26 protein-coding genes are annotated in these 22,870 nt (G+C 64.7%); 17 read left to right on the forward strand and 9 right to left on the reverse strand.

The features are described from left to right. Positions 1–16 precede the first annotated feature (16 nt). The 6 genes from KUV81_RS06685 (at position 17) to KUV81_RS06710 (ending at position 6,821) form a co-directional block, all read left to right on the forward strand. Positions 17–1,657, forward strand: a complete 1,641-nt coding sequence (locus KUV81_RS06685; protein ID WP_222543057.1) for a hypothetical protein — start codon at positions 17–19, stop codon at positions 1,655–1,657. Continuing rightward, positions 1,657–2,331 (forward strand): hypothetical protein, encoded by a 675-nt coding sequence (locus KUV81_RS06690; RefSeq protein WP_222543058.1) that lies wholly within the window; start codon positions 1,657–1,659, stop codon positions 2,329–2,331. The genes KUV81_RS06685 and KUV81_RS06690 overlap by 1 nt, the downstream gene beginning before the upstream one ends. A 112-nt stretch (positions 2,332–2,443) precedes the next feature. Beyond that, entirely contained in the window at positions 2,444–2,872 is a 429-nt protein-coding gene (locus KUV81_RS06695) for a hypothetical protein (protein ID WP_222543059.1), read from the forward strand. A 157-nt stretch (positions 2,873–3,029) separates the two neighbouring features. After that, positions 3,030–4,823 (forward strand): protein translocase subunit SecD, encoded by a 1,794-nt coding sequence (secD, locus tag KUV81_RS06700; RefSeq protein WP_222543060.1) that lies wholly within the window; start codon positions 3,030–3,032, stop codon positions 4,821–4,823. Further along, positions 4,820–5,719: a protein translocase subunit SecF gene (gene secF / locus KUV81_RS06705; protein ID WP_222543061.1), complete on the forward strand. Its 900-nt coding sequence runs from the start codon at positions 4,820–4,822 to the stop codon at positions 5,717–5,719. The genes secD and secF overlap by 4 nt, the downstream gene beginning before the upstream one ends. A gap of 13 nt (positions 5,720–5,732) precedes the next feature. Continuing rightward, positions 5,733–6,821, forward strand: coding sequence for a calcium:proton antiporter (locus tag KUV81_RS06710; RefSeq protein WP_222543362.1), 1,089 nt, complete (start codon positions 5,733–5,735; stop codon positions 6,819–6,821). A gap of 39 nt (positions 6,822–6,860) precedes the next feature. Here KUV81_RS06710 and KUV81_RS06715 read toward each other — a convergent pair whose 3' ends face one another. The 4 genes from KUV81_RS06715 to phaR form a co-directional block, all read right to left on the reverse strand. Next, positions 6,861–7,025 carry a hypothetical protein gene (locus tag KUV81_RS06715; RefSeq protein ID WP_222543062.1) on the reverse strand — a complete coding sequence of 55 codons (165 nt, stop codon included), beginning with the start codon at positions 7,023–7,025 and terminating at the stop codon, positions 6,861–6,863. Positions 7,026–7,075: 50 nt separating this feature from the next. After that, positions 7,076–7,264 carry a hypothetical protein gene (locus KUV81_RS06720; protein WP_222543063.1) on the reverse strand — a complete coding sequence of 63 codons (189 nt, stop codon included), beginning with the start codon at positions 7,262–7,264 and terminating at the stop codon, positions 7,076–7,078. Between the two features lie 213 nt (positions 7,265–7,477). Next, positions 7,478–8,032 (reverse strand): DUF3332 domain-containing protein, encoded by a 555-nt coding sequence (locus KUV81_RS06725; RefSeq protein ID WP_222543064.1) that lies wholly within the window; start codon positions 8,030–8,032, stop codon positions 7,478–7,480. 190 nt (positions 8,033–8,222) lie between these two features. Continuing rightward, on the reverse strand, positions 8,223–8,630 hold the full coding sequence (phaR, locus tag KUV81_RS06730; protein ID WP_222543065.1) for a polyhydroxyalkanoate synthesis repressor PhaR: 408 nt from the start codon (positions 8,628–8,630) through the stop codon (positions 8,223–8,225). 197 nt (positions 8,631–8,827) lie between these two features. Between phaR and KUV81_RS06735 the strand changes: the two genes are divergently transcribed. Next, a complete protein-coding gene (locus KUV81_RS06735) occupies positions 8,828–9,202 on the forward strand; it encodes a phasin family protein (RefSeq protein WP_222543066.1) in 375 nt (124 codons plus the stop codon). 182 nt (positions 9,203–9,384) lie between these two features. Further along, complete coding sequence (locus tag KUV81_RS06740; RefSeq protein ID WP_222543067.1) at positions 9,385–9,720, forward strand: hypothetical protein; 336 nt, start codon at positions 9,385–9,387, stop codon at positions 9,718–9,720. A gap of 192 nt (positions 9,721–9,912) precedes the next feature. Here the strand turns inward: KUV81_RS06740 and KUV81_RS06745 are convergent, their stop codons facing one another. Continuing rightward, positions 9,913–10,185, reverse strand: coding sequence for a YebG family protein (locus KUV81_RS06745; protein WP_222543068.1), 273 nt, complete (start codon positions 10,183–10,185; stop codon positions 9,913–9,915). A gap of 162 nt (positions 10,186–10,347) precedes the next feature. On the opposite strand from KUV81_RS06745, the gene KUV81_RS06750 reads away from it, so the two are divergent. Together KUV81_RS06750 and KUV81_RS06755 are read left to right on the forward strand one after the other, a co-directional pair. Then, positions 10,348–11,517, forward strand: coding sequence for an acyltransferase family protein (locus tag KUV81_RS06750; RefSeq protein ID WP_222543069.1), 1,170 nt, complete (start codon positions 10,348–10,350; stop codon positions 11,515–11,517). Position 11,518: 1 nt separating this feature from the next. After that, positions 11,519–12,625, forward strand: a complete 1,107-nt coding sequence (locus tag KUV81_RS06755) for a hypothetical protein (RefSeq protein WP_222543070.1) — start codon at positions 11,519–11,521, stop codon at positions 12,623–12,625. On the opposite strand, the gene KUV81_RS06760 is transcribed toward KUV81_RS06755, so the two are convergent. Genes KUV81_RS06760 through KUV81_RS06770 form a run of 3 tightly spaced genes read right to left on the reverse strand, consistent with a single transcriptional unit; the run spans position 12,560 to position 15,500 of the window. Then, on the reverse strand, positions 12,560–14,002 hold the full coding sequence (locus KUV81_RS06760) for a PhnE/PtxC family ABC transporter permease (RefSeq protein ID WP_222543071.1): 1,443 nt from the start codon (positions 14,000–14,002) through the stop codon (positions 12,560–12,562). The genes KUV81_RS06755 and KUV81_RS06760 overlap by 66 nt on opposite strands. Next, positions 13,999–14,652, reverse strand: a complete 654-nt coding sequence (locus KUV81_RS06765) for an ATP-binding cassette domain-containing protein (RefSeq protein WP_222543072.1) — start codon at positions 14,650–14,652, stop codon at positions 13,999–14,001. Before KUV81_RS06765 ends, KUV81_RS06760 begins: the two co-directional genes overlap by 4 nt. Further along, positions 14,652–15,500, reverse strand: a complete 849-nt coding sequence (locus tag KUV81_RS06770) for a putative selenate ABC transporter substrate-binding protein (protein ID WP_222543073.1) — start codon at positions 15,498–15,500, stop codon at positions 14,652–14,654. Before KUV81_RS06770 ends, KUV81_RS06765 begins: the two co-directional genes overlap by 1 nt. A 200-nt stretch (positions 15,501–15,700) precedes the next feature. Here KUV81_RS06770 and KUV81_RS06775 point away from each other — a divergent pair, with 200 nt between their 5' ends. From KUV81_RS06775 to KUV81_RS06805, 7 genes are all read left to right on the forward strand, one after another. Beyond that, positions 15,701–16,375 carry a response regulator gene (locus KUV81_RS06775; RefSeq protein WP_222543074.1) on the forward strand — a complete coding sequence of 225 codons (675 nt, stop codon included), beginning with the start codon at positions 15,701–15,703 and terminating at the stop codon, positions 16,373–16,375. Continuing rightward, a complete protein-coding gene (locus KUV81_RS06780; RefSeq protein ID WP_222543075.1) occupies positions 16,375–17,748 on the forward strand; it encodes an ATP-binding protein in 1,374 nt (457 codons plus the stop codon). The genes KUV81_RS06775 and KUV81_RS06780 overlap by 1 nt, the downstream gene beginning before the upstream one ends. A 54-nt stretch (positions 17,749–17,802) precedes the next feature. After that, entirely contained in the window at positions 17,803–18,216 is a 414-nt protein-coding gene (locus KUV81_RS06785) for a DUF2057 family protein (RefSeq protein WP_222543076.1), read from the forward strand. Positions 18,217–18,281: 65 nt separating this feature from the next. Then, positions 18,282–19,526, forward strand: a complete 1,245-nt coding sequence (locus KUV81_RS06790; protein ID WP_222543077.1) for an HD-GYP domain-containing protein — start codon at positions 18,282–18,284, stop codon at positions 19,524–19,526. A gap of 79 nt (positions 19,527–19,605) precedes the next feature. Then, on the forward strand, positions 19,606–20,379 hold the full coding sequence (locus KUV81_RS06795) for a UDP-2,3-diacylglucosamine diphosphatase (protein WP_222543078.1): 774 nt from the start codon (positions 19,606–19,608) through the stop codon (positions 20,377–20,379). 119 nt (positions 20,380–20,498) lie between these two features. Continuing rightward, on the forward strand, positions 20,499–20,831 hold the full coding sequence (locus KUV81_RS06800) for a DUF3135 domain-containing protein (RefSeq protein WP_222543079.1): 333 nt from the start codon (positions 20,499–20,501) through the stop codon (positions 20,829–20,831). A gap of 99 nt (positions 20,832–20,930) precedes the next feature. Next, complete coding sequence (locus KUV81_RS06805) at positions 20,931–21,653, forward strand: DedA family protein (protein WP_222543080.1); 723 nt, start codon at positions 20,931–20,933, stop codon at positions 21,651–21,653. On the opposite strand, the gene KUV81_RS06810 is transcribed toward KUV81_RS06805, so the two are convergent. After that, positions 21,586–22,713, reverse strand: a complete 1,128-nt coding sequence (locus KUV81_RS06810) for a cation:proton antiporter (protein ID WP_222543081.1) — start codon at positions 22,711–22,713, stop codon at positions 21,586–21,588. The genes KUV81_RS06805 and KUV81_RS06810 overlap by 68 nt on opposite strands. Positions 22,714–22,870: the final 157 nt, after the last annotated feature.

Consider the following 22,870-nt stretch of genomic DNA (forward strand, 5'->3'; position numbering starts at 1 on the left):
GCGGCGAAGAACGACAATGAAGACTCCCCACCTGCTCCTGCTGACTCTGCTGAGCCTGCCCGCCTTGGGACAGGAATCCACGCCACTGGCCCTGCGCGATGACATCGCCGCCGCCGACTACCTGACCCACGACGTACTCTACAACGGCGAATCGGTGATCCCGCCCCAGTGCTACACCCGCACCGAGGGCCGCCACAACCCCTGCTATGTCTGCCACCAAAGCTACCAGGATGACCGCCCCAACGTGATGAACGACGGGGATCTTCAGGGCAGCTACGACTTCTCCGAACTGGGCTTCAACAACCATTGGCAAAACCTGTTCAAGGACCGCCGAGGGGCCATCGCCGAGATAAGCGACACCGAGATCGACGCCTACGTGAACCAGGACAATTACGGCCCCTGGATAGCCGCACTCAAAGCCGGTGACTGGCAGGGGGCGATCCCGGAGATCCGCAACCTGGCCTACCCCGACAAAGCCTTCGACGCCCAGGGGTTCGCCCGCGACGGCAGCCACTGGGTGGCCTTCAACTACAAACCCTTTCCCAGCACCTTCTGGCCCACCAACGGCTCCGCCGGGGATGTGATGATCCGCCTGCCCGCCCCCTTCCGCCAGTTGGCAGGGCGGGAGAGCCGGGATCTCTACCTGGCCAACCTGAGCCTGCTGGAGATGGCCATCAAGGGCCTGGACACCCTGAGCGTGCCGCCCCTGTCGGAAACCACCCTGGGGCTGGATCTGAACGGCGACGGCCGTCTGTCCGACGGCGTCACCCAGGTTACCGCCCGCGACCACTACCTGGGGGACGCCGCCGACGAGCCGGTGGTGGCGATGATCTACCCCAAGGACACCGAGCTTTTGCACACGGTGCGCTACCTCAAGGTGGACGCCCAGGGCAACATCCTGCCGGCACCGCGGATGAAGGAGGTGCGCTACATGCGCAAGCACACGGACACCACGGCGCTGCAACTGCGCTCCGCCTACTACCAGGAGCAGAAGGAGAAGGTGTTCGAGCAGTTGCCCAGGTCCACCTTCCACGGCGACAGGGGGCTGGCCAACAACTTCGGTTGGACCCTGGATGGCCACATCGAGGACGCCAGCGGCCAATTGCGCCAGCAACACGCCCAGGAGTTGGCCTTTTGCAACGGCTGCCATAAGACCATCGGCACCACCATCGACCAGGTGTTCTCCTTCGCCCGCAAGGTGGACGGGGCCCAAGGATGGGGCTACCTGGACCTGGCGACCCAACAGGACGTCCCGGCCCGGGGGGAGCGCCGAGGCGAGTACCTGACCTACCTGGAGCGGGTCGGCGGTGGCGACGAGTTTCGGCAAAACGCCGAGATGCTGGCCCGCTGGTTCCACCCGGACGGCTCGGTAAACGCCGCTAAGGTCCAGTCTGTTTCGCACCTGGGGGCGCTGATCCTGCCCTCCGCCGAGCGGGCCCGCCAGCTCAACAAGGCCTATCGCCTTATCGTGGCCGAGCAGAGCTACCTGTTTGGGCGGGACGCCGTGTTGGCCCCGGCCAGCAACGTCTACCGCCAGGTGGACCCGGACGCCGTGCCCCTGCCCGAGCCGCACCACCACCGTTTCGATCTGCGCCTGGACTGGCGGGCCGCCGGCATCGCCCTGCCCCCGGCTCTGCGCGCTCAGGGGGCCGAGTGATGAGCCCGGATCTGTTCTGGCTGAGCTGTCTGGCCATGGGGGCGGGGATCGGAGCCGATGTGGCCCTGGCCAGCGCCACCACCGCCTCCCTGCCCCGTCGGGCAAGGCTGTGGTGGCTGAGCGGGGTGACCGCCACCCACACCCTGTTCCCCATGGTCGGCTACCTGCTCACCGCCTGGAGCGTGCGCAGTGCCCCGGATCTGATGCCGCTGGTGGGGCTGGTGGCCGCCGGACTGCTGTTCCACTTCTACCTCGGTGAGCTGTTCGGAGACGGCGACGCGCCGTCGTGCCACCCGGGACAGCTGAGCCTCACCCTGCTGCTGGCCATCAGCTACGACGCCCTCTGGTCCGGCCCGGCCAAGTCCGCCCAGGTGGTGGACTGGCCCCTGTGGTGGGTCTGGGCCTCCTTCGCGGTGGTGGGGGTGGTGGTGCTGGGCTTTGCCCTGGTGGGCATGGCCCTGGGCCGCTGGTTGATGGCCCGGCTGCCGTTGAGCGCGTCCCTGCGTTACCTGCAACTGGTGATCCTGGGCTACTTCGGTGCCCTGGCCCTGTGCCGCTACTGCCTTTCGCTGGAGCTGCACAGCGCCACACTGCTGACGGCCTCGGCCCTCGTCACCGCGGCGTTGCAGTTGCGCGGCCGGCCCCAGGCGTTGCAGCCCCGACGCCAGCTCTAATCCCAACGGTGGCTGAACAGCGCGGTGAACGCCTTGTTCTTTGGGCCAAACAGTCAGTACAATACGGGCGCGCCGAATCCGTCGGCCGCGCGTTCAATTCGGGAGTTGCCCCTTGGCCCTACTGCGTCTGTTGCTGATCACCCTGGTCATGAGCTTTACCGCTCAGGCCGGTGCGCACCTGGGCGGTGGTCAGTGGCCGATCCCCCCGAGCCTGTCCATCGACGCCCCCGTCGAGGCAAAACGCGCCCCCGCCGTCACCCCCGAAGATCTTCAGGCCCCCGGCCACGAAGCAGACTGGGGCCTGACCGGCAACCCTCGACTGATCAACGCCTTCCAGTACCAGGTGCCCCTGCAACAGCCGGAGTACCGCCTGGCCATTGAGCTGCCGGTGCCCCAACCGGACGCCCTGCTGCCCGGCTACGCCGAACCCCGTCCACCGGGCACCGACTGGGCCCTGATCGCCCCGCCCTCCATCTCCCACCTCGCCGGGTGGAAGGAGAGCAACCTGCTGTACAGCCGTCTCGCCCGACTGCGCGCCTGAACCTGTCCCCCGGCAGGCCCCGCCTGCCCTTCGTCATGAGTGTTTTGCGTCTCGCCCCTTTGGGCTGAGCGGCGCTCATGCCTTGCAGCGTCCCCGGTAACCCCATCGGCGTCGCTGCCTGTGCCGGCCTCATACCGGCTCAACGACAGGTTTTCAAATGAAACAGCCCAACAAGGCGGTGATGAACCGCAACGCCCTGTGGCAGTACCTGGTACTGGCCACCACCATAGTGATCCTGGCCCTCAGCGCCCTGCCCAGCTGGTACGGCGAAGATCCGGCCATCGACATCCGCTGGCAACCCGGCTACGCCGAGGACGCCACCACCACCACCCGCACCCTGGAGCAGCTGGGGATCCCGGTCAAATGGGTCCAGCAGGAGGGCGATCACACCCGCATCGTCCTGGCCGACGGCGAGCAGCAGTTTGCCGCCCAGGCGGCCCTCACCGAACGCCTCGATGACCAGGCCAGCCTGGCTTTGTCCCAGCAGGCCGCCGCCCCGGCCTGGCTTCAGACCCTGGGGTTCAGTCCCATCACCCTGGGTCTGGACCTGCGTGGCGGCGTCCAGTTCCTGCTGGACATCGACATGGACCCGGTGCTCAAGCAGCACCAGGAGGCGCTGGTGCAGAGCCTGCGTCCCCTGCTGCGGGGCACCACCATTCAACCCCTGGCGGATCACAGCGTTCGCCTGGGCGCCTTGAGTGACGCCCAACAGAGCGAACTGCGCCAGACGCTGCGCCGGGACCACCCCCAGTGGCAGCTGCGCAGCCAGGGTGACGGCAGCGTACTGAGCCTGAACGGCGAAGAGGTGAACGAGCTGACCCGCCTGACCGTGGTGCAAAACCTGCAGATCCTGCGCAGCCGCATCGAGGAGCTGGGGATCACCGAGGCGGTGGTTCAGCGCCAGGGCAGCCAGCGGATCCGCATCGAGCTGCCCGGGGTGCAGGACCCCACCGCCGCCAAGGCGGTGATCGGCGCCACCACCAGCCTGGCGTTCTACGAGCTCAACCACGACCACCCCGCCAACGGCCAATGGCTGAGCCAAGGCAACGGCGAGCCCCTCTCCGTCAAGCGCCGGCCGGTGCTCACCGGCGAGCACATCGTCGACGCCCGGGCCAGCCTGGATGAGATGTCCCGGGCCGTGGTCAACATCACCCTGGACAGCGACGGCGGCCGGGCCATGTCCCGCTTCACCCGGGACAACATCGGCCAGCCCATGGCCACCGCCTACACCGAGTACCGCCAGGACGCCGACGGGCAAAGCATCGCCGACACCGAGGTGATCAGCGTCGCCACCATCCAGGCCCAGCTGGGCAGCCGCTTTGTCATCACCGGCACCGGCACCCTGGCGGACGCCCAGCAACTGGCGCTGCTGTTGCGGGCCGGCTCCCTGACCGCGCCGGTGCAGATCGTCGAGGAGCGCACCATTGGCCCAAGCCTTGGGGCCGAGAACATCCAGAACGGCATGACCGCCCTGGCGGTGGGCATGGGCCTGACCCTGGCCTTTATGGGCCTGTGGTATCGACGCCTGGGCTGGGTGGCCAATGTCGCCCTGGTGACCAACCTGGTGTTGCTGCTGGGCCTGCTGGCGCTCATTCCCGGGGCGGTGCTGACCCTGCCGGGGATCGCCGGCCTGGTGCTCACCGTGGGGATGGCGGTGGACACCAATGTGCTGATTTTCGAGCGCATTAGGGACATGTTGCGGCGCGGCCACAGCCTGGCCCGGGCGGTGCACCTGGGTTTTGACAAGGCCACCACCACCATCTGGGACGCCAACCTGACCACCATGATCACCGCCATGATCCTCTACGCCATCGGCAACGGTCCGATCCAGGGCTTTGCCCTGACCCTGGGGCTGGGCCTGATGACCAGCATGTTCACCGGGATCCTGCTCTCCCGCACCCTTATCAACCTGGTCTGGGGCCAGGACAACCGTCGCAAGGTGACCGTATGACTGCCAACGTTGATTTTCGCACCCTGACCCCCTGGCGTTACCTGACCGGGGGCCTCTCGGTCCTGTTGCTGCTGCTGGCCCTAAGCCAGCTGGCGGGCAAGGGCCTCAACTGGGGCATGGACTTTACCGGTGGCGTGGTCACCGAGGTCACCATGAGCGCCAGCCAGGATGCGCCGGAGCTGGCCGAGCGCCTAAGCGAAGGCCTTGGCCAGAGCGTCAACCTGGTGCAGGCCGGTGAGCCGGGGCGCTACCTGGTGCGCCACGGCGAACTGCCGGACACGGGCCCCACGGTTGTGCAGCTGCTGAGCCAGATTGACCCCAACCTTCAGGTACTCAACAGCAGCGTGGTGGGCGCCCAGGTGGGGGCCGAGATGGCCGACGCTGGGGGCCTGGCGATCTTTATCGCTTTGATCTGCATACTGATCTACCTTTGGTATAGGTTTGAATGGCGACTGGCCAGCGGCGCTCTGCTGGCCCTGCTTTACGATGTTTTGCTGGTGCTGGGGCTGTTCGCCGCCACCGGCTTGGAGTTCAACCTGACGGTGCTGGCCGCCGTGCTGGCCGTGGTGGGCTATTCGCTCAACGACTCCATCGTCATCGCCGACCGCATTCGTGAGCTGTTGATGGCCAAACCCCGCTGGGCCCTGAACCGGGTGAACGACGCCGCCATCGCCCAGACCTTTGCCCGAACCCTGGTCACCTCCGGCACCACACTGACCACGGTGGGTGCGCTTTGGTATTTCGGCGGCAACGCCCTGGAGGGCTTTGCCATCGCGCTCTTTGCCGGGATCTTAAGCGGCACCTGGTCCTCCATCGCCATCGGAACCCTGGTGCCCGAACTGCTCAAACTCACCCCGGCACACTGCATGAGCGCGCCGGTTTCCGACACCCCTTAACGAGGATACGATGATCGCAAAAGTACTGAAGATGGAGTGGGCCCTGCTGCTGGGCCTGGCCACCCTGGCCCTGTTCAAAGGTCCCGGTGCCACCTGGCTGGCGGATCCGTCCAACGCCCTCCTGTACTGGGGGGCCTCGGCGGCCCTGCTGTCGGTGGTGATGCTGGCGGTATTCTGCGTGGTGCGCCACTCCGACGCCCTGGCCATCAAGCTGGGTGACCCTTACGGCACCCTGATCCTGACTCTGGCGGTGATCCTGCTGGAGGTGGCGATGATCTCCTCGGTGATGCTCACCGGGGAGCCCACCCCCACCATGGCCCGGGACACCATGTTCGCCGTGGTGATGGTGGTGCTCAACGGTCTGCTGGGGATCGCGCTGATCCTGGGGGGCCTTAAGTTCCACACCCAGACCTTCAACCTCGACGGCGCCCGCTCCTACCTGGCGGGGATCGTCCCCCTGGCGCTCATCTGCCTAGTGCTGCCCAACTTCACCACCGGCGGCATCGCCGGCGGTCTGTCACTGCCGATGTCGATTCTGGTCGTGGCGCTGGCGGCCATTCTCTACGGGGTGTTCCTCTGGGTGCAGACTCGCAGCCACACCCACTTCTTTGTTGACGCCGACCATGAAGACGAAGAGGAGCATCACGGTTTCCTCGGCCCCAACGCCTTCCATACCGTGATGCTGGTGGCCTATTTGGTGGTGGTGATCCTGCTGGCCAAGGTGCTGGCCAACCCCATCGACCACATTGTCTCCGGCCTGGGCGCCCCCCTGGCCCTGAGCGGCCTGATCGTGGCCATCATTATCCTGGCCCCGGAAGCGGTGGGGGCGGTCAAGGCGGCGCTCAGCAACCAGCTGCAGCGGGCGATCAACCTGTTCCTCGGTTCGGTGCTGGCCTCCATCGCCCTGACCGTGCCCGCGGTTCTGGTGATCGCCTATCTCACCGATCAGTCTCTGATCCTGGGTTTGGCCCCGGCGGAGATGGTGCTGCTAGGCCTGACCCTACTGCTGTGCCAGGTCAGCTTCAGTGGCAAAACCAATGTGCTTACCGGCACCGCCCACCTGGCGCTGTTCCTGGTTTACCTGGTGATGATGTTTGAGTAGAGAAAGAAAAAGCGCCCCTAGGGGCGCTTAATCGTCGGGTTAGGAGGGTTCGGTGGTCGAGGGTTCGGTCACCGCCGGTGGTGGCACCGGCCCCTCCCCCAGTTCGCAAAAGGGATCGTCCAGATGGGCACAGTCCAGCTCCCCCGGGTCCCGCAAGGGGTCCGGTGCCGGAGCGCGCCACCAACTCACCAGCCAACGCAGCATGCCCGCCTCTTTGTCCAACGCCGTGCGGGTAAAGATAGTGGATGGGCGACTCAGGCGGAGAGTTTGTGCACCACCGGTCGCGGCCAATGGTCGGCGTTGTCCCACAGCTCCTCGACGCTGAGCGACAGCGTCAAGCCCTTTATGGATGCCCGGTTCTCCTCAATCACCCCTGAGGCGGTAGGCCAATGGGGGGCGTCGAGGTCGATGGTGACTCGGACCTGCTCACTGTTGGCGCTCATGGCGACTCCTTGTCTTTCGCTTCCAACCCTTCCCTCATTTAAGGCCAGGCTGGCGAGATTTTCACCACAGCCTGCGCCGCTCATCTGACAGCCTAATGACAGAATTGATAACGGCTATGGGCCGGGCTCGGCGGTCCTTCGAAGCGCGGCCGGCAACCGCCGAAAAGAGCACAAAAAAGCCGGGTTAACCCCGGCTTGATACTCTGTCGACGCTCAGCTTTGCCGACTGTCCACGTAGGCTTGCAGCTCCGCCACCGACACCGTGGCGATGGGCTGGCCGTCCAGGCTGAAGGCCACCGCCTCCCCCTGGCGCTGGCCCAGCAGTTCGCTCTGCTGACCGTCCTGGTGGAACAGTTTAAGCCGGGCACGATCCGCGTCCAGGTACTCCAGTTGGATCCGCTCCACCGGGGCCACACGGCCCTGCAGACGCTTATCCAGTTGGGGGTTGTCGGTGAGGCTGGAATCCAGGTGCTGATTGACCTTGAAAATCGCCTCCACCGGCATGTCCACCACCGCCGGGGAGCGCCCGGTGATGGGGTTGGTGCCGGTCCAGAACTCGATGGAGTTGAACACAAACAGGTCCGCCAGGCTGGCCACCCCGTAGACGGGGCTCATCAGCACAAACAGGCCGGCGCGGCCGTAGCGGTTGTCCACCACGGTCAGGTTGGCCTTGGTGACCGCGGCGGAAACCCCCATCTGGCCCATGCAGCCGGACAGGGAGGAGGCGGCCAGCGCGACGGCGACCGCAGTTAGCAGAGGTTTCTTCATGACTCACTACCAGGGAAAAAATCGGCGCGGATTATAGGGCCGGTTTGTCCCCTTGGATACGCCCTTGCGGTGCGAATGAAGAAGATTTAATCCATAGTCGCCAAAGCCCGGCCCATTGCCGAGCCCGAGGCTTATTAACGGGCTGAAATCGTTAGGATAAAAGGGGCTGTCTGAAAGATGAGCAAAGCGCTCATTTCTTGCTCTTGTCCTGGCCGGCACCGAAGAAGGGGTTGAACAGGGTGGCCGGGTTGAACTCCTGCATCCGCTTGAGCTCCTGCTGCCACTGCTGCTGCTGGGCCAGCAGTCCCACCATCGCCTGCTCCAGCCACTGACCGGCCATCCCGCTCATACGACTGTCGTAGAGACGGATGATCTCCTCCAGGAACTTGTCGGTGAGCACCGAGGCGTGGCCCTCGGCTTCCATCTCCGAGAGCACCTGCAGCAGCACCTGCCGGGTCAGGGGCTGGCCGCTCTTGGAGTCCACCACTTCGAACGCCTTGTAGTCCTTAATGTACTCACGCACGTCGGCCAGGGTGATGTAGGCCTTCAGTTCGGTGTCGTACAGCCGGCGGTTGGGGTATCGCTTGATCAGTTTCATGGCGCGCTTCCGAAGGGGTTTGCCCCAGTGTAGGGGCCGAAAACGGCCCTGCAAAGGGGCGAGGCAGATGACATCATCATTAATTTTTTGTGCACTGCACAATTTTGCTTGATCTTTGACCGCCCCGGCCCTACATTGAACCTCGAGTTGTGCACTGCACAATGCCTTAATCTCGAAACCATGTTGGAGCAAACAGTATGTTTACTGATATCAAAACCCAGTTTGATGAGCAGCTGCAACGCAGCCTCGATACCAACAGCAAAGTGCGTGATCTGAGCACCCAGTTCGCCACCGATGCTGCAGTGCGCAACAACGATTTTGTCAGCAGCCTGATGCAAAGCAGCGTGGAGAGCGGCCAGGCCCTGGCCCAGTGCACCACCCCGATGCAGCTGGTGGAGAAGCAGATTGAGCTGGCCAACCAGTTCCGCGAAGGGATGGAGAGCTACATGAAGACCAGCTTCGATGCCCTGACCGCTTACGGCCAGAGCGTCACCGAGCTGGGCAGCGATCTGGCACAGCAGGCCGCCCCCAAGGCACCCGCCGCCCGCCGCAAGGGCACCAAGGACGCCTAAGCGACCACGGGGTTGAAAACCGCGGCCTGTCCCAGGGACAGGCCGCGGTCGTTTTTGCCGGGCCCTTTATTGGAATTGCCAAGTGGATCACATTGTTACGGCACATATACCCCTTTAGGGGCAGTGTGTCACCGAAGGGGCTGGGTTACGTTAAAGCCAAGATAACCTTGTGGAGAGCCGTGATGTATTGGCGCATCCTTCTGGTCGCCCTCGCCTACCTGCTGTTGGGGGCCCATTTTCTGCGCTTCGGCGCGCTGTATCCGGCGGTGGCCCTGGCCCTGTCGCCGCTGTTGATGTTGACCCGCCAAGCCTGGGCCGTTCGCGCCCTGCAGCTGGGCTTGGTCACCGGCGCCGTCCTGGTGTGGCTGCCCACCGCTTACGAGTTTGTCGCCATGCGCATGGCCCACGGTGCGCCCTGGCTGCGACTGGCGGCCATCATGTCCGCCGTCACCGGGTTTACCCTGCTGTCGGCCTACTGCTTGACCCCCTGGGCGAACCGCTACCAGGAAAAAGCGTAACCTGCTGACTTAATTGGCCCACTTGGCACCATTAAACACAAAGCGGCGCCAAAATAGTCATTCAGGTCACAGTTCTACCCCTTTGGGGAGATAGACTTCTCACCACCAGGGTGGCATGCTGTGACCCAGATCCCGCCAAGCGAGATCATCCCTGCAAAAGTAAAAAGACCGGCTCAGCCGGTCTTTTTTATGTCAGGCCGCCTTGCTGGCCTTGGTCTCTTTCGCCGCCGACCGGGCCGGCTTCTTGCCTTTCAGCGCGGTGAGCAGTTGCTCCTTGCGTCCGGCCAGGAACAGGGCCAGATCCTCTTCCTGCTCCTCCGACACCAATCCGGACTCCGCCAGCAACGGCTGCAGGGCTTCCGCCAGATCCAGCATCTTGTCATAGGCATCCGCTTCGGCTTTGGTTGAAAAGGTCATGCGCTCCTCTCCGTCCCGCTCTACCACGTACTTGACGACTACCGCCATGTCCGCACCCTCTTTTTGGTTGTTGACTCTTTGGCTAGGGTAACAAAGGGTACTGGATAAATAAACAGTGCCCCGACTGACCAAAAGCGACCGCCAAGGTGGTCACCTTTAACTAAGCTAACTCAATCATATTCCGTGTTTTGGTAAGCCGTGACCCCTGCCATGAGCGAACACATTGCTGCCCTGCGCCTGCTGTTGATTGGCGGGTTGGTGTTCGTCCATTACGGTCCCCTGCCTGGCTCCCAGACCAATCCCTTCCGAGGCGTCGCCGACCTGAGCAATGCCCTGCCGGAAACACTCAACAGCGCCACCCTCTACCTGTTCTTCAGCGCCGTCCCCCTGCTGAGCATCCTCTCCGGCTACCTGTTTTTTCACTCGCGAACCCAGTCCATTAGCCAAAGACTCAAACGACGGGCCCGGACCATTGCCCTGCCCTCACTGCTTTGGCTGCTGCTGTGGCTGCTGTTGGCGCGACTGTTCGCTGAACTCTTCCCCACCGCCCTGGCGTCGGTCAGCCACTACTGGACCTCCGGGGCCGGGGTGCAGGCGGCGCTGACCGCCACCCAGTGGCCCGGCCTGCCCTGGCCTGAAGGGTTCCGAGCCCTGGTGCGCTGGCTGAACGCCACCACCGCGCACCCCATGGTGGTGCAGTTCTGGTTCATTCACGATCTGCTGCTGACCCTGCTGGCCACGCCGCTGATCCGGCCCCTGCTCAGTCGCTGGCCCCGGTTGATGTTGGCGGCCCTGACCCTGTTCTGGCTGTCGGGGCTCAATCCCCCCCTGCTGTTCAACTTCCAGGTGCCGTTTTTCTTCGCCTGTGGCGCAGCCCTGGCCCTGCACCCCGACCTGGCCCGTCCCTTGCCGGGTCCCCTGTGGGCCTGGGCGCTGGCGATGGCGGTCCTGGTGCTGGGCCGGGTCTGGTTGCCGGCCTGGCAAACGCCGGTGGGCAGCATGCCTTTGGAGCATCAGTGGGAGTGCCTGGTGCGGCTGTGTGGTGTGGGGCTGTTTCACCGTACGGTGCAGGCCTGGCCCCCCCAGGGGTTCAAACGGCACCTGGTGCGCTGGTCCCCGGCGGCGTTTTTCCTGTTCGCGTTCCACTACCCCACGGTGCGGGTGCTCAAATGGCTGACCGACGCCTGGGTGGCGGGCCCCATAGGCCAGGTGGTGCACTGGCTGGCCGTGCCCCTGGCCACCATCGCCCTGGGTCTGGCCCTGGCGGCGCTGCTCAGCCGTCACTGGCCCCGGGGCTTCGCCTGGCTGAACGGCCAGCGCACCCTGGCCGCCCGTCCGTCTCGTAATCCCAATACCGTCAACGCCGTGGAGGGCCAATAAGATGACCGCCAAAGCCTGGTGGCCCAGGATCCACAGTAAACTCATACGGGTGTGGCGCTTTCGCCTGCGCAACCTGATGTTTCTGCTGCCCCGTCCCCACATCCAGGTGGTGGTGGAGGACGACAGCCAGTTCAACTTCGCGTTTTTCGAGTGGATAGCGCGCCACCATCCCGGACTCTATCGCCACCTGCGATTCAGCCTAAGCGGCTCCCTGGGGGCGATGCGCCTGCCCGGGGCCCGGGTGCTGCTGCCCTGGGTGCGCGATCCGGTTAAGGAGCGCAGCCTGGAGCTGTTCTCTCAGTTGCTGGCGCTGGAACACGATTTCAAGACGGCGGGCCTGGCGGTGGTCAACCCGGTGGCCAACCTCAGTCGGGCGCGCAAATCGGTGGCCCTGGCGATGGCGCAAAGCCTTGGGATCCGCTGCGCTAGTTTCCAGCCCTGCGGCCCGCAAAGCGACTTCGATCACCTGGTCCGACAGCTGGGGCTGCCCTTTATCGTGCGGGACAACGCCACCCACACCCGGCCCATGTACCGCATCGAGCACCCCATGGATCTCAACACCCTGCCCTGGCATCGGCTTCGGGAGCCGGTGGCCTGCGAGTACCTGGACACCCAGCAGGGGGGCCGCTTTCGCAAGTTTCGCTGCATGACCGTCGATGGCGTCAGCCTGCCCCGGCACCTGGTGGTCTCCGGCAACTGGTGCACCCACACCAAGGACCGGCTGTTTGACCCGGCCTACCTGGATGAGGAGCGCCGCTACCTGGCCCTGCCCGGTTGTCCCTTCCACGGCCCGCTGAATCAGCTGAGAAACCTGATGGGGCTGGATTGGGTGGCCTTTGATTTCAGTGTCGATAAGCACGGCGAGCTGGTGCTGTGGGAGCCCAACCCCTTCCCCCACCTGTGGGACTACCGTCACCCCCTGGATGAGCGACTGAGCCACCACCACCCGGCGATCCACCGCATCTTTAACCAGATGATGCTTCACCTGGTGCAGCGTGCCGGCTGGTCACTGGACCGCCGCGGCCTGCACACCCACAGTGGCTCAGCGCAAACCGGCGAAACGGCGAGTGAGGCTCTCAACAACGAGATTCAGCAGCGCCGTCACTAGAATGAGCGCCAGCGCCTGATCGAAGCGGAACAGCTCGAAGGCACTGTCGACGTAGAACCCCAGGGTGGCGATCCCCAGCATGCCCACCATGGCGGTCTCCCGCACCATGGACTCGAAGCGGTACATCAACAGGCCCACGGTGCCCGGATAGAGCCGGGGCAACAGTTCGTAGTTGTGCCGGTCCAGCCCTTTGGGGGCATCGGGCCGCAGGGTCAGACGGTCCGCCTCCCGGGCGGTCAGGTAGGCCACCAAGGCCCCGTTGTGCAGCCCCAGGGCCAGAGCCGCAGGCAGCATGCTGGGGCCCATCAGCAGCAGCAAAATGAACGCCAGCAGCAACTCAGGCACCGAGCGCCCCACCAGCAGCAGCGCCTGACCGAGCCAACGGCCATGACCGGCCAGGGTTCGGCTGGCCATAGGCCACCACAGCAGGGCCAATACCCAACTGAACGCCAGCGCCATAGCGGCCACCGCCACCGTGCCCTTAAGCCCCGACCAGGCCTGGGCCGACACCTGCCCCAGCCAGGGGCCCAGCGCGCCCCAGTGGCCCTGAACCAGGGGCGCGGGCCAGAGATCCTCGCTGACAAAGCGCCAAAGCAGGGCCCCGTCTGGCCAGTGAGTGGCGGGCAGCCACCACAGGGCCGCCCCCAGGGCCAAGGGGATCAGCGGGGGCCGCAGCCACCAGCGGAGGGTGGCGATAAGCAGCAGAAACAGCCACAGCAGCGCCCCGCCCTGGGCGTACTGGCCCTGGCGAAACGCCGTTTCAAGGTAGAAACCCAGGGTGGGCAGGCCGATAAAGCCCAGCACCGTGGCCGAGCGCAGGGCGCATTCAAAGCGGTATCGGGTGTAGTTGACCAGGGCGGGCCACATGGGGGCCAGACGGCCGTACAGGAGTCGATCCAGGGCCGAGGCCCCCACCGGCAACGCCGCTTCGATGGCCGGCGGCGCGCGGGCGAGGATCTCGGCGTAGACCCGGGCAAAGGTGGCCCCGTAAGGGAGGCTTAACGCCAACACGCCGGTCAGGCCCGAGAGGCCAAACAGCTGCATGAACAACAGCGCCCAGAACAGCTCGTGCACCGAGCGCACCAGGGCACACAGCGCTCGCACCGATAAGCGGTGATAGCCCATCACCAGCACGGCGCCCAGGACGATGCCGCCAGCCACCCCCAGCAGGGCAAAGGCCAGGGTGGCCCACAGGGCCTCAAGCAGATATTCGGTGGCGAACAGATCCGGTTGCAGCAGCCCCTTGGCCAGGCGCGCCAGCTCGGCGGCGGGATCCGTGGTGGTGATGGCCAGGTCTCCCAGCGCCATGGCCAGCAGCGCCGCCAGGGCGACGCCGGCGGTCAGCCGTCTGAGGCCGGCGCTGTGATGGGGCGTCACAGGTAGAGCTGCGCCACTTGGGCGTCGTCCAGGGCCGCGGTGGCGCAGTCAAAGCGCACTTGCCCCTCGGCCAGGCCGATGACCCGGTCGAAACAGTGTCGGGCCAAGGCCACGTCGTGCAGGGCCACCACGGCGGTGTCGTGGCGGCTTAGGGTCCAACGCAGCAGTTGCTCCCCCTGAACCGGGTCAAGGGCACTGACCGGTTCATCGCCGAGAAACACCCGCCGCTGTCGATAGAGCGCGCGGCCCAGCGCGGTGCGCTGACGCTGGCCGCCGGAGAGGCGAGCCACCGGGGTCATCAGTTTGGCGGCCAGGCCCAGTTCGCTGCACAGCGACGCCACCGCCCGCTTTGGCCCGGGCAGCGGCCAGATAAGGTTGGCCAGGTTATAGAGGCTGTGGTGCTGGTCCAGCTGCCCCATGTAGACGTTGTGGAACACCGAGAGGGAGTCCACCAGGCCCTGGGCCTGGGGGCAGAGGGCGATCGCCTCGGGACACTGGTGGTAGAGGCGTTCCAGCAGCGTGGTCTTGCCCACCCCGGAGCGGCCCAGCAGGGCCACCTTCTCCCCCTCCCGGATCTGGAGCGACACCCCCTGGAGCACCCGGTGTTCCCCCCGGTGCAGATCGGCCGCCGCCAGAGAGAAGCGCAGCATCAGTTCAGCAGACCAATGGACTCGGCCACCTCTTCAATGGGGCGAAAATCCTCGTTGTCCGCCTCGATAAAGCCTTGACGGGGGAAGGCGTTGAGCAGCTTGGGGTCCTCCATGCCAATCAGGGCCGCCTGCACCTTGTCGGTGAAACCCTCGCCGAAACGTTGGTCCATGTCGCCACGCACCGTCCACTGGTAATCCGGGTACGGCGGGGTTTCCCACACCACCTTGACCTTCTCAGGATCGGCAATCCCTTCTCGGATCGCCTGCTGCCACACCTTGTAGTTGACCGCCCCGGCCTGGTAGACCCCGGCCTGCACCTGGGCGATGGTGCGGTTGTGATCGCCGGAATAGCCGATGCGGCTGAACAGCTCGTGATCCGGGCCCAGGTACTTCTCGATGTAGTACTGGGGCATCAGGCGGCCGGAGGTGGAGCCCTTGGAGCCGTAGGTAAAGCTCAAGCCCTCCAGCTCCTCACGCTTGAGGGCGGACATGTTGGACAGCCCGGTACTGGTGTTGACGATAAAGTAGGTTTTGAAGAACTGGTCTTCGTAGCCCTGGGCGATGGCCTGGGAGCCGGGCACCAGGCGGCGGGCCTGGACTCCGGAGAGGCCACCGAACCAGGCCAGCTGCACCTGGTTGTTGCGAAAGGCGGTGACCGCGGCGGCGTAGGATTTCACCGGCACGTAGCGCACCTCGGTACCCAGCTCCTGGGCCAGGTAGTGGGCCACCTGCTCGAAACGGGTGCGCAGGCGCGATTCATCCTGATCGGGGATGGCGGTGAAGTAGAGTGGCTCAGCCACCAGAGCACCGGGCATCAACAGCGCCAGGAGAAGGAGAAATGTGCGCATGGTCGCGTCCTTGTGTGTCGTTTGGAGGGCTATTCTAACCAATCGCCCGGCCAATTCCATTGACCACTTGTTACCGCGCACAAAAACCGCTCGTGAAACCAGGCACTTCGTCGCCAAAGGGGAACAATTCAGGCAACATACAGGCAAACTCGATATGCTGTATCCGTTTAATACGCCCCCTATATCAACGTGAGTCCGCCATGCAAATTCTCGTGATTGAAGACGATCCGCTCCTGTGTCACCACCTCAAGGTGCGACTGACCGAACTGGGCAACCAGGTTCAGGCCAGCCAGACCGCCTCCGAGGGGGAGTACCTGGCCAACAACTACCCGTTGGACATTGCGGTGATCGATCTGGGCCTGCCCGACGAGAGCGGACTTTCCCTGATCCAGCGTCTGCGGGACCAGGGCAAGGCGTTCCCCATCCTGATCCTCACCGCTCGCGACAGCTGGCAGGACAAGGTGGAGGGCCTCAATGCCGGCGCCGACGATTACCTGGTCAAGCCGTTCCGCATCGAGGAGCTGATGGCCCGCCTGAACGCCCTGGTGCGTCGCAGCGCCGGGTTCATCAAGCCGGAGATCACCTGTGATCAGCTGAAGATGGACCTGACCGGCAAGAGCGTCACCCTGAACGGCGAGCTGCTGGAGCTGACCGCTTTCGAGTACCAGATCCTCGAGTACCTGATGCGCCACCACCAGCAGGTGATCTCCAAGCAGCGCCTGCTGGACGTGCTCTACGAAGACCGCGAAGGGGATCCCAACACCGTGGAGGTGATGATCTCCCGACTGCGCAAGAAGCTGGTCAACGGTGGCATGGACAGCCCCATTGTCACCATTCGCGGCCAGGGCTACCGTTTTAACCACGCCTGCGAATAATGAATCACTTCGCCCAGCTGTGCCGACGCCCCACCATCTTCCGGCGGGTCATCGGCACCTCGATGATCGTCCTGACCCTGGCCACCCTCACCCTGGCCGGGGCAGAACGCTATCAGAACGAGAATGACCTCTACGCCCGTAACGCCCGCACCGTGCCCGCGCAGTTGGCCTACATCGGTGAGGAGCTGCGCGAAGACAACATCGACATCGGCTCCGGCGAGCTGGTCAAGGATGAACGCTTCCAGGCCGGCGCCAACCTCTTTGCCGTGTGCCGTTCCGGCAACCAAATTTACCAGTCCAGCGGCCTGATAAACCACGGCGTGGGCGACCTCTGTCCCCTGTTACCGGATTCAGTCGAGCAGATCGCCACCCAACCGGTGATCCTGGGTGATGGCAACCCCTACTACCTCTATCCGTTGGAGTTCGACACCGACCGCGGGCACTTTGTGCTGCTGATCCTGCGGGACGGCACCGAGGCTGCCCACGAGCTCAAGGTGCTGGATCGCCGATTGGCCCTCAAGGTGGGGATCACCCTCCCCATCCTGCTGTTGCTGCTCATCAGCGCCGCCCTGTGGGGCATGAAACCGCTGAAGATGTTGGGCCAGCAGCTCAGAGAGATCATCAAAGGTCGCCGGGAGCGTCTGGACGCCCCCCAGGCCCACGAGCTTCATGAGATCACCCTGGCGCTGAACGAGATGCTCGCCCAGTCCGAGCGACGCAAGAGCACCTACGAGAACGCCATGAAGGACCTGGCCCACAGCCTGAAGACCCGATTGGCGGCGGCCCAGGCAATCCTCGACGAGCAGAGCGATCCGGCCAAACGGAGCAAGGAGCTCTACGAACAGCTGGGCCAGATGGACCTGCTGGTGCAGTACCAGCTGCGCAAAGCGGTGATGGGCCGTCAGGGCCTCAGCCAGCGCAGCGCCGACATCGAGCCGGTGGTCAAGCAGTTGGCCAACATGCTCAGCAAGGTCTATCGCGATAAGGGGATCCACTGTCACATCGACATCGATGCCCAGTGCCGCTTCCCCGGCTCGAAAGAGGACCTGATGGAGCTGATGGGCAACCTGATGGACAACGCCCACCGCTTCGCCATCAACCAGGTTCGGGTCAGTGCCCGTCTCACCGAGCGGGGCCACTGCCAATTGCAGGTGGAGGATGACGGCCCGGGGATCGATCCGGAACAGCGCCAGCGGGTGCTGCGGCGCGGCGAGCGGGCGGACGAACGCCACCCGGGACAGGGGATCGGCCTGGCGGTGTGCCACGAGTTGGCCCTGGCCTACGGCGGTGAGCTGACCATCGACAACTCCCCCCTGCAGGGCGCCCGCATCACCCTCACCCTGCCGCTGGAAAGCTTTTCCACTTCCGAGTGAATAGGAGCGCCTCCTTGTCCGGTCTGTTGTTTGGCAGACCCAAAGGAGGCTCTCATGAAACTGCTAAGTTTGGCCCTTCCTCTGATGTTCTCCGCCAGCCTGGTGGCGGCAGAACTGCAGCCGGATAAGAACATCCAGATTTTGACCCTCAACGGTGAACCCATCGACGTCTATCGCAAGGTCATCGACCTCGGCGCCGGTCCGCAGATCATCACCGTACGCTACGACGCCCTGTTTGAGTCCAACGCCGAAGACCACGAGTTCGTGCGCTCCTCGGTGCAGGTGATCCGCTTCGAGGCGATGCCCAATGAGCAGTACCGCATCAGCGTGCCGAGCATGGATCTCAACAGCGCCCGGCGCTTCGCCGAAGACCCCCACTTCCAGCTCACCAGCAGTGATGGGCAGCGCATCGCCCACCGCACCTGGAGCCGGGACGAGTTGCTGGCCGAGCTGCTAGCACGGCCGTAACGCGTTGTATCGCTGTCAGTTATCTTAAGTTAAACTGTCGATAACATCGGACGTTATCGACAGTTATGAGCCAAGCGACCACCAAACTGGATATCGATAAGCTGCGGGTAGGCCACTACATCCGCCTGCCCCTGCCCTGGCGCGACCACCCCTTCATGTTCAACAGCTTTCGCATCAAGGATGCGCAGCAGATCGCCCTGCTGAAACGGCTGAAACTCAATTTCGTGTTCGTGGACATGAAGCGCTCGGCGGTCGCCGAGGACGCCCCCACCCCACAAGCGCCTAAAGCCGAGGACCTGGCCGAGGCCCAGCAAGCCTTGGCCCAGGCCAAGCAGGCCCAGATCGAGCGGCTGCAGAACTACCGCCGAGGCCTGAAAAAGACCACCCAGAACTACCGAGACAACCTCTCCCGCACCCGGGCCCTGGCCAGCAAGGTGCGGGGCCGTCCCGAAGAGGGGATCCAGGCGGCCACCACCATGGTGCGCACCATGGTCGACGAGTTGCTCAACTCCGATGGCCTGGAGCTGCACCTGATGGCCGAAGGGGAACTCAAGGACGCCATCCACCATCACGGGCTCAACGTGACCGTGCTGTCGCTGATGCTGGCCAAGAAACTGGGTCTGACGGAGATGGAGATCGAAACCGTTGGCCTGGGGGCGCTGTTCCACGACTTTGGTAAGGCCAAGCTGCCCGGCTCCCTGGCCAGCACGCCGCCGAAAACCGCCGCCGAGGTGGCCGCGTTCAAGACCCATCCGAACCTGGCAGACACCCTTATCGAGGGGGACAACGGCCTGCCCTGGCAGGCGGTGGCCATCATCCGTCAGCATCACGAGTTTCTCGACGGCAGTGGCTACCCGGAGGGGCTTAAGGGGGAGCGGATCGATCCCCTGGCCCAGCTGGTCACCGTGGTCAACGAATACGACAACCTGGTGCACCACCCGGATCCCCGCCGCCGTCGCACCCCCAACACGGCGCTGGGCTGGCTGTTCAAGCACCGCCAGGAGCAGCTCAACACCCAGTACCTGCAGCAGTTCATTAAGATGATGGGGGTCTACCCCCCCGGCTCCATCGTCCAGTTGGACAACGGCCAGTACGGCATCGTGATGTCCATCAACGAGAAAGCGCTGCTGAGCCCCAACGTGATGATCTACGACCCGGCCATCCCGGTGCAGGAGGCGGCGGTGATCAACGTCGGCGACGAGGGGCTCAAGGTGGCCAAATCCCTGCCTCCGGAGGCCCTCTCCAAGGGCGCCTACGCCTACCTCAGCCCGAGGGAACGCATCAACTACTTCTTCGAGGGCAAACACTGACATCAAAGTGTCCGTAGGGCGTCATGGCCCTGTCACGCCGGTGCGGAAAGTTGAAGCGAACTTTCAAGGAGAAACCGCCATGCACCGGCCCCCTTTGCTGTGTCGTAGCCTCTTCCTTTCCGACCTTCACCTGGGCAGCCGCGCCTGCCAGGCCGACCGCATTCTTTCCCTGCTCAATCGCTGCCAATGCCAACAGATCTACCTGGTGGGGGACATCATCGATTTCTGGGCACAGAAGAAGCAGCGCTACTGGCCCGCCAGCCACCACCAGGTGCTGCGTAAACTGGCCAAGCTGGCCGCTCAGGGGGTGGAGATCACCTACCTGCCGGGCAATCACGACGGGGTGCTGCGGGAGTTCTGCCAGGGCGAACTGCTGGGGATCCGAATGCGACGACGCCAAGTTCATCGCACCCTCAAGGGGGAGCACTTTCTGATCACCCACGGGGATGAGTTCGACAGCGCCGTGTTGCTGTGCCGCTTGCATCGCCTGATGGGTCAGCACGGCTACGAGACGCTGTTGTGGCTTAACCGGGTCTGGAACCGGTATCGCGCTTGGCGGGGCAAGGGGCATTGGTCCCTGGCCAAGCACCTCAAAAGCCGGCTCAAAGGCGCCAACGACGCCGTGGCCCGCTACCGCCAGGCGGCGGTGGACGAGGCCCGCCGCCAGGGTGTCGAGGGGATCGTCTGTGGGCACATCCACTGCCCGGACCAGCGCAGCCAGGATGGGGTGCAGTACCTCAACACCGGCGACTGGCTGGAGAGTTTCACCGCCATCACCGAGGATCTGGACGGCAACATGCGCCTGGTGCAGCTTGAAGAGGCGGTGAACCCGACGCTGTCACAGGTGGCCTAAGCGCCGGTATTGCCTTGCGAAACCCCAGGAGGCCAACCATATTTCCATGACGCGCCCCGGCGCGTCATGGACCGAACTCCCCGACACTGGACGTTGAATCGCCATCGACGGAGGGGAGCATGGCTTCACTGCCCGATTTCGATCAACTGCTGCACCTGGCCCAGTCGGATCCCGACGCCCTGGACCGGCTCAAACGCGAGCTGGTGGCCGATGCCCTGGCCCAGGCCCGCCCCGAACACCGCCCTCAACTCGAAGCCCTGCAGTCCCACGTCGACCGCACCCTGGCCCATTCCAAGAACCCCTACCACGGGCTGGTTCAGGTGATGGGCATGATGCAGGACAAGCTCTATCGCCTCGCCCTGGCCCTCAATGACCCCGCCGAGCTGACCCGCCACCAGGCCAAAGTGCTGCCCCTGGACCCGGCCCGAGCCCGCATGGTCAACAAGGGCTAAGCGTTCCCGTCAGCCTGGGTTCAGCTTGGCTCTCCTACCCTGTCCGCTGCCCGGTCGCCCAGGCGGCCGCCCTCTGCCCGGAACATGGAGTCCCCGTTGATGCCCGAACTCGTTCACGCCATCTGGCACCAAGATCTCTTCTACCTGCAAACCTACCCCAGGCTGTGGACCCTGGTGCTGATCTTGTGTTTGATCCTGCTGATCGAGTCCGCCTTCGTCTTCCTGCCCCTGCCCGGCGACAGCCTGGTGATCTTCACCGGTGCCCTGGTGGGCCTGGGGGTACTGGATCCCTACGTCAGCCTGGTGCTGATCCCCATCGCCGCCACCCTGGGGGCCTGCCTGGCCTACGAACAGGGACGATGGATGCAGGGAAGACCGGGACGCTGGCGGGTGGACCGAGTGCTGCCGGACGGCAGCCTGGAGCGGGCCCGAAGCCTGTTCGAACGTCATGGGATCCTGGCACTGTTCATCGCCCGGTTTATTCCCTTTGTCCGGGCCCTGGTGCCCATGATGATGGGGGCGGCAGCCCTGTCCCGGACCCGCTTTGCCCTGGTCAGCTTCGTCAGCGCCTTCTGCTGGGCCGCCAGTCTGGGTCTGTTCGGCCGTTTCGTGGTCAACACCCCCTTCTACGCCCAATATGGCGACGACATCGCCCGCCTGGCCCTGCTCATTCCCCTGGGGCTGTTTCTGGTGGCCAGCCTGGCGGTGGTGGTCCGCCTGATGCGCCGTCGGGCCCCGGCCCCCGCGGAGCCCTTCAGCGGGGCGCCCGAGCCAGGTGAAGGCTCAGCCAAGTGCGCAGACACACCAAATCGAACAGGATGACGCCGAAGGCGATGGACTGCACTGTCCACCAGGCGGGCAGCTCGGTGGGCAGGGCCAGCACCAACGCCAGGGTGATGGGCCCGCGACTGGGGGCCAGCAACCACAACCGCCGGTCACTGGCGCGCATCGGCAGGCCGGGCAACACCACCCAGGGCAGCAGGCTGAGCCAACGGGCGCCCCAGGCGGCGAGGATCCCAAGGCCCATGGCCCAGTAACGCTCGGAAAACATCGACCAGGTGAGGGTAAAGCCCAGCAGCACCACCAGGGCCTCCGCCAAGACCGGCCCATAGGTCAGCGTCGGGGCTGCCACACCGGGCCGACGACGCAGCACCAATACCGCCAGCAGCAGCGCCGCCAACCCGGCCCCCCCCAGCCACAACTCGGTGGCCAGATAGACCCACCAGCCCCACAGCAGCCACAGCGGTGCCTGCCAGTCCCAGGCGCGCAACAGGCGCCACAGTCCCAGTCCCAGCAGGGTGCCGGCCCCGGTGCCCAGCAGCGTCCAGCCCAGCATGGTCAGCCCCGCCCCCGAGGACCACTGCTCAGTGGACTCCAGTGACCAGAGGGTCACCAGCAGGGTCAGTGCCAGGGCATCGACCAGCGCCCCCTCCCCCTCCAGCCAGGTCAGCAGCTGGCGCCGCTGCCCCAGCAGCGCGATGCAGTGACCCGGATCCGTCGCCGCCAACAGCACCCCGGCCACCAGGGCGGACAACCAGGGAAAGCCCCAGTGATCGATGCCCCAGTAAAGCGCCAGGGCCAGGGCCGTGACCGCGGCGAAAAAGCTTAACAGGGCCTGGGGCACCAGGTAGGGCCAGATCCGCGTCAATCGCCGCAGGGGCAGGCGAAAGGCCATCTCCAGGGCCAGTGGCGGCAGCAGCAGGTAGAGGATCCCCTGGCTGATGGCGTGAGCATCCCAGCCGGTTTGCCAGCCGCTGGCCTCCACGCTTTGGCCCAATAGCACCCCCAGGGCGAGCAGCCACAGGCCGCGCCAGCGCTCCGGCACCCGCCGGCTCAGCAGCACCAAGGTCAGCACGATGGCGACACAAATAACCCGGTTCACTCCGATTATCACCTCGTTTACATCCAAACGGCGACTTGCCGCTTTTTCGTCGCCAAATCCCGGATTTTCAGGGACATTTCCGTGACATTTTATTGAATGTTATGTGTCAGGCCCGGTGCAAACCCCCATGGCAGCGGGGTTTGGGATCCGGCCTCAA

Origin of the sequence: Ferrimonas balearica, from assembly GCF_019802085.1 — a bacterium.
Lineage (GTDB): Bacteria > Pseudomonadota > Gammaproteobacteria > Enterobacterales > Shewanellaceae > Ferrimonas > Ferrimonas balearica_B.

What these genes read in the sequence shown, in the direction of transcription:
- KUV81_RS06720 (WP_222543063.1), bottom strand. Translation starts at nt 7,264, where the DNA reads ATGAGCGCCAACAGTGAGCAGGTCCGAGTCACCATCGACCTCGACGCC.
- KUV81_RS06725 (WP_222543064.1), bottom strand. Translation starts at nt 8,032, where the DNA reads ATGAAGAAACCTCTGCTAACTGCGGTCGCCGTCGCGCTGGCCGCCTCC.
- phaR (WP_222543065.1), bottom strand. Translation starts at nt 8,630, where the DNA reads ATGAAACTGATCAAGCGATACCCCAACCGCCGGCTGTACGACACCGAA.
- KUV81_RS06780 (WP_222543075.1), top strand. Translation starts at nt 16,375, where the DNA reads ATGAATCACTTCGCCCAGCTGTGCCGACGCCCCACCATCTTCCGGCGG.
- KUV81_RS06740 (WP_222543067.1), top strand. Translation starts at nt 9,385, where the DNA reads ATGTATTGGCGCATCCTTCTGGTCGCCCTCGCCTACCTGCTGTTGGGG.
- KUV81_RS06690 (WP_222543058.1), top strand. Translation starts at nt 1,657, where the DNA reads ATGAGCCCGGATCTGTTCTGGCTGAGCTGTCTGGCCATGGGGGCGGGG.
- KUV81_RS06800 (WP_222543079.1), top strand. Translation starts at nt 20,499, where the DNA reads ATGGCTTCACTGCCCGATTTCGATCAACTGCTGCACCTGGCCCAGTCG.
- KUV81_RS06715 (WP_222543062.1), bottom strand. Translation starts at nt 7,025, where the DNA reads ATGCTGCGTTGGCTGGTGAGTTGGTGGCGCGCTCCGGCACCGGACCCC.
- KUV81_RS06745 (WP_222543068.1), bottom strand. Translation starts at nt 10,185, where the DNA reads ATGGCGGTAGTCGTCAAGTACGTGGTAGAGCGGGACGGAGAGGAGCGC.
- KUV81_RS06755 (WP_222543070.1), top strand. Translation starts at nt 11,519, where the DNA reads ATGACCGCCAAAGCCTGGTGGCCCAGGATCCACAGTAAACTCATACGG.
- KUV81_RS06775 (WP_222543074.1), top strand. Translation starts at nt 15,701, where the DNA reads ATGCAAATTCTCGTGATTGAAGACGATCCGCTCCTGTGTCACCACCTC.
- KUV81_RS06795 (WP_222543078.1), top strand. Translation starts at nt 19,606, where the DNA reads ATGCACCGGCCCCCTTTGCTGTGTCGTAGCCTCTTCCTTTCCGACCTT.
- KUV81_RS06735 (WP_222543066.1), top strand. Translation starts at nt 8,828, where the DNA reads ATGTTTACTGATATCAAAACCCAGTTTGATGAGCAGCTGCAACGCAGC.
- KUV81_RS06790 (WP_222543077.1), top strand. Translation starts at nt 18,282, where the DNA reads ATGAGCCAAGCGACCACCAAACTGGATATCGATAAGCTGCGGGTAGGC.
- KUV81_RS06805 (WP_222543080.1), top strand. Translation starts at nt 20,931, where the DNA reads ATGCCCGAACTCGTTCACGCCATCTGGCACCAAGATCTCTTCTACCTG.
- KUV81_RS06765 (WP_222543072.1), bottom strand. Translation starts at nt 14,652, where the DNA reads ATGCTGCGCTTCTCTCTGGCGGCGGCCGATCTGCACCGGGGGGAACAC.
- secF (WP_222543061.1), top strand. Translation starts at nt 4,820, where the DNA reads ATGACTGCCAACGTTGATTTTCGCACCCTGACCCCCTGGCGTTACCTG.
- KUV81_RS06750 (WP_222543069.1), top strand. Translation starts at nt 10,348, where the DNA reads ATGAGCGAACACATTGCTGCCCTGCGCCTGCTGTTGATTGGCGGGTTG.
- KUV81_RS06785 (WP_222543076.1), top strand. Translation starts at nt 17,803, where the DNA reads ATGAAACTGCTAAGTTTGGCCCTTCCTCTGATGTTCTCCGCCAGCCTG.
- KUV81_RS06685 (WP_222543057.1), top strand. Translation starts at nt 17, where the DNA reads ATGAAGACTCCCCACCTGCTCCTGCTGACTCTGCTGAGCCTGCCCGCC.
- secD (WP_222543060.1), top strand. Translation starts at nt 3,030, where the DNA reads ATGAAACAGCCCAACAAGGCGGTGATGAACCGCAACGCCCTGTGGCAG.
- KUV81_RS06770 (WP_222543073.1), bottom strand. Translation starts at nt 15,500, where the DNA reads ATGCGCACATTTCTCCTTCTCCTGGCGCTGTTGATGCCCGGTGCTCTG.